Raw genomic sequence first — 4,720 nt, 5'->3', positions numbered from 1 at the left:
GCGCGGGAGCAACGGGGCGGGCGGGGGGAGCGACGGGGCGCGGGAGCAACGGGGCGGGCTGGGGGAGCGACGGGGCGGGGCGAGAGCGAGGGGGCGAGAGCGGGGGCGGGGACGGCGATGGCGTGAAGGGCAGAAACCGGGCGGGGGCGCCGTGCGAGGGAGAAGGCGGGGGCGGGCGGTTTCCCCGGCAGCGGCTCGCACCCGACGGGCGCTGCTGTGGAAAGCGCTTACCCCGGTCCGCTCGAAGCCGGGCGAGCGAGTGGATCACTTGACGCACAGCGACATGTCGACACAGCGACCGCAGCATCACCCCACAGCCCGGAAAGCGCTTGCCAAGCGTGGAACCCGCTTTCCCCACCACCACGCGAAAGGGGTGGCGAGCTCGTGGCCCGCCACCCCTTCACACAGGTCGCCTCAGCGCCCCAGCCTCAGTGTCCCCACCTCAGCGCCCCAGCCTCCCAGCGCCCCCACCTCAGCGCCGGTCCTCCAAGTCGCCCTCGGTGTTCAGGTACACCGCCCGCAACGCGTCCAGCGTCGCCTGCTCCGGGTGCTCCCACAGCCCCCGGTCCGCCGCCTCCAGTAGCCGCTCGGTGATGCCGTGCAGCGCCCACGGGTTGCTCTCGTTGAGGAACCGCTGGTTCTCCTCGTCGAACACGTACGCCTCGGCGAGCTTCTCGTACATCCAGTCCGCGACCACCCCGGTCGTGGCGTCGTACCCGAACAGGTAGTCCACCGTCGCCGCCAGCTCGAACGCGCCCTTGTACCCGTGCCTGCGCATCGCCGCCAGCCACCGGGGGTTCACCACGCGCGCCCGGAAGATCCGGTTCGTCTCCTCGTGCAGGGTCCGCGTGCGCACCGCGTCGGGCCTGGTGCTGTCGCCCACGTACGCCTTCGGGGCCTTCCCCGTCAGCGCCCGCACCGTGGCCACCATGCCGCCGTGGTACTGGAAGTAGTCGTCCGAGTCGATGACGTCGTGCTCGCGGGTGTCGATGTTCTTCGCCGCCACCGCGATCCGCTTGTACGCGGTCTCCATGTCCGGCCTGGCCTGCACGCCGTCGAGCCCGCGCCCGTAGGCGTACCCGCCCCACACCGCGTACACCTCGGCGAGGTCGGCGTCGTCGCGCCAGTTCCGGCTGTCGATCAGCGGCAGCAGCCCCGCCCCGTACGCGCCCGGCTTGGAGCCGAAGATGCGCATCGTGGCCCGCCGGTCGTCGCCGTGCTCGTCCAGCGCCGCGCGCACGTGGGCGCGCACGAAGTTGTCCGAGTCCGGCTCGTCCAGCTCGGCCACCAGCCGCACCGCGTCGTCCAGCAGCGCCACCACGTGCGGGAACGCGTCGCGGAAGAAGCCGCTGATGCGCACGGTCACGTCGATCCGCGGCCTGCCCAGCTCCGCCAGGTCCACGACCTCCAGGCCGGTCACCCGGCGGGACTGCTCGTCCCACACCGGGCGCACGCCCAGCAGCGCCAGCACCTCGGCGATGTCGTCGCCGGAGGTGCGCATGGCGGAGGTGCCCCACACCGACAGGCCCACCGACGGCGGCCACTCCCCCGTCTCGGAGCGGTAGCGCTCCAGCAGCGAGTCGGCCATGGCCTGCCCGGTCTCCCACGCCAGCCTCGACGGCACGGCCTTCGGGTCGACCGAGTAGAAGTTCCGGCCGGTCGGCAGCACGTTCACCAGGCCCCGCAGCGGCGAACCGCTCGGGCCTGCGGGCACGTAACCGCCGTTCAGCGCGTGCAGCACGTGCGTCATCTCGTCCGTCGTCCTGGCGAGCCTGGGCACGACCTCGCGGGCGCCGAACTCCAGGAGGCCCACCACGTCCCGGTCGTCCGTGAGCGTCGCGGCGTGCTCGGGCGCCCAGTCGGCGTCCTCCATGGCCTGCACCAGCTCGCGGGCCCGCTGCTCGGCGGCGTCCGTGTCGAGGCGGTCGGCGCCCTGCTTGAGGCCCAGCGCGTCGCGCAGGCCCGGCAGCGCGGCGACCTGCCCGGCCCACACCTGCGGGGCCTGCAGGATCGCCAGCACCAGGTTGACCCGCGCCGCGCCGACCGGCGGCTCGCCCAGCACGTGCAGGCCGTCGCGGATCTGCACGTCCTTGATCTCGCACAGCCAGCCGTCGACGTGCAGGATCAGCTCGTCGAACTCGGCGTCGTGCGGCCGGTCGGTCAGGCCGAGGTCGTGGTCGAGCTTCGCGGCCTGGATGAGGGTCCAGATCTGGGCGCGGATGGCGGGCAGCTTCGCCGGGTCCATCGCGGCGATGTTGCCGTGCTCGTCCAGCAGCTGCTCCAGGCGCGCGATGTCGCCGTAGCTGTCCGAGCGGGCCATGGGCGGCACCAGGTGGTCGACCAGGGTGGCGTGGGCGCGGCGCTTGGCCTGGGTGCCCTCGCCGGGGTCGTTGACCAGGAACGGGTAGATCAGCGGCAGGTCGCCGAGCGCCGCGTCCGGGCCGCAGCCCGCCGACAGGCCGACGGTCTTGCCGGGCAGCCACTCCAGGTTGCCGTGCTTGCCGACGTGCACGACCGCGTCGGCGCCGAACTCGGCCTCCAGCCAGCGGTACGCGCCCAGGTAGTGGTGGCTGGGCGGCAGGTCCGGGTCGTGGTAGATCGCGATCGGGTTCTCGCCGAACCCGCGCGGCGGCTGGACCATGACCACGACGTTGCCCGAGCGCAGGGCGGCCAGCACGATCTCGCCGTCGCGGTCGCGGGAGCGGTCCACGAACAGCTCGCCGGGCGCGGGGCCCCAGTGCCGCTCCATGTCCTCGCGGGCGTCCTCGGGCAGGGTCTGGTACCACTCGCGGTAGCGGGCGGCGGGCAGCCGCACCGGGTTGCCCTGCAGCTGCTCCTCGGTGAGCCAGTCCGGGTCCTGGCCACCGGCGGCGATCAGGGCGTGGATGAGCGCGTCGCCGTTGAGGTCGTCCAGGCCGGGGAAGCCCTCGCCCAGGTCGTAGCCCTGCTCGCGCAGCGCGGCGAGCAGCCGGACCGCGCTGGCCGGGGTGTCCAGGCCGACCGCGTTGCCGATGCGGGAGTGCTTGGTCGGGTAGGCCGACAGCATGAGCACGACCTTGCGGTCGGCGGGCGGGGTGTGCCGGAGCCTGCCGTGCCGCACCGCGATGCCCGCGACGCGCAGCGCGCGCTCGGGGTCGGCGACGTAGACGGTCAGGCCGTCCTCGTCGATCTCCTTGAAGGAGAACGGGACGGTGATGATGCGGCCGTCGAACTCGGGGATCGCGACCTGGGTGGCGGTGTCGAGCGGCGAGAGGCCGTCGTCGTTGTCGTCCCAGTCGGCGCGGCTGCTGGTCAGGCACAGGCCCTGCAGGATCGGCACGTCCAGCTCGGCGAGCGCGCCCACGTCCCACGCGTCGTCGTCGCCACCGGCGGAGGCCGTGGCGGGCTTGGTGCCGCCTGCGGCGAGCACGGTCACGACGAGCGCGTCGGCCTTGCGCAGCTCGGCGAGCAGCTCGGGCTCGGCGGTGCGCAGCGAGGAGCAGAAGATCGGCAGCGCCCGGCCGCCCTTGGCCTCGACCGCGTCGCACAGCGAGTGCACGAACGCGGTGTTCCCGGCCACGTGGTGGGCGCGGTAGTAGAGCACCGCGACGGTGGGCCGCACGCCCCCGTCCGGGTCGCCGGTCGGCTCGGGGCGCTCCAGCAGGCCCCAGTTGGGCGCGGCCACGGGCGGCTCGAAGCCGACGCCGGTCAGCAGGACCGTGTCGGACAGGAACGCGTGCAGCTGCGCGAGGTTCGCGGCGCCGCCGTGGGCCAGATAAGTGTGCGCTTCCGCACACACCCCGCCGGGCGCGGTGGACAGCTCCATCAGCTCGGCGTCCGGGTTCTGCTCACCGCCCAGCACGACGACCGGTCGCGGACCCGCGAGGAGGTGGTCCAGGCCCTCCTCCCAGATGCGCCTGCCGCCCAGGATGCGCACCACCACCAGGTCGGCGCCCTCGACGAGTTCGGGCAGGTCGTCGACGCCGAGCCTGGCCGGGTTGCCGAGCCGGTAGTCGGCTCCGCTGGCTCGTGCGGACAGCAGGTCCGTGTCGGAGGTCGACAGCAGCAGGATCACGTGCGGGCTCCATCCCTCGGGGGTCCTCGCCCCAAGTCGTAGGGGACGGCGTGCGGAGTTCCTGACTCCCCGGGTTTCCCCAGGTCACAGTGGCGGGACCGCGCCGGTTTCGCACCGGCTTCCTCCTGTTGCTTCGCCGTTCAGGCCTCACACTAATCGGAGTTAGCATCCAGTCCATGTCCCCAGACCGCGATCGCCCTGACGCCTGCCCCGGCGCCGTCGACGTGTTCCAGGCCTCGGACGGCGGGCTCGCCCGCGTCCGCGTGCCCGGTGGCACGATCGACGCCGAGCGGTTCGACGTCCTCCGCCTGGCCGCGCTGGAGCTGGGCGACGGCTGGATAGAGCTGACCTCGCGGTCGAACCTCCAGGTCAGGGGCCTGGCCGAGGGTGCGGAGCTGGAGCTGGGCAGGCGGCTGTCGGTGGCCGGGCTGCTGCCGACCCGCACCCACGAGCGGATGCGCAACATCATCGGCGACCCGCTGGACCCCGGTTCGCAGGCGTTGTGCGACGAGCTGGACCTGGCGCTTCGGTCGGTGCCCGCGCTGGGCGCCCTGCCCGGTCGGTTCCTGCTCACCGTCGGCCACTCGGAGTCGGGCCTGGGCTGCGACATCGGTGAGGCCGGTGACGTGCTGCTGCTGGCCGGGCAGGACTCCGGCGTGCGGGTGT

1 protein-coding gene, 1 pseudogene and 1 riboswitch are annotated in these 4,720 nt (G+C 73.3%); of the genes and pseudogenes, one reads left to right on the top strand and one right to left on the bottom strand.

Going from position 1 to position 4,720, the window contains the following annotated elements:
• Nucleotides 1-472 precede the first annotated feature (472 nt).
• On the bottom strand, nt 473-4,054 hold the full coding sequence (cobN, locus tag ACTUAL_RS06810; protein ID WP_440899654.1) for a cobaltochelatase subunit CobN: 3,582 nt from the start codon (nt 4,052-4,054) through the stop codon (nt 473-475).
• Between the two features lie 35 nt (nt 4,055-4,089).
• A riboswitch (cobalamin riboswitch) is annotated at nt 4,090-4,221 on the bottom strand.
• A gap of 9 nt (nt 4,222-4,230) precedes the next feature.
• Between cobN and ACTUAL_RS06805 the strand changes: the two are divergent.
• A pseudogene (locus ACTUAL_RS06805) lies at nt 4,231-4,720 on the top strand (hypothetical protein); the annotation flags it as partial.

The sequence above is a fragment of the Actinosynnema sp. genome, assembly GCF_052038725.1.
This window is presented reverse-complemented; position numbering and strand designations above follow the sequence as displayed.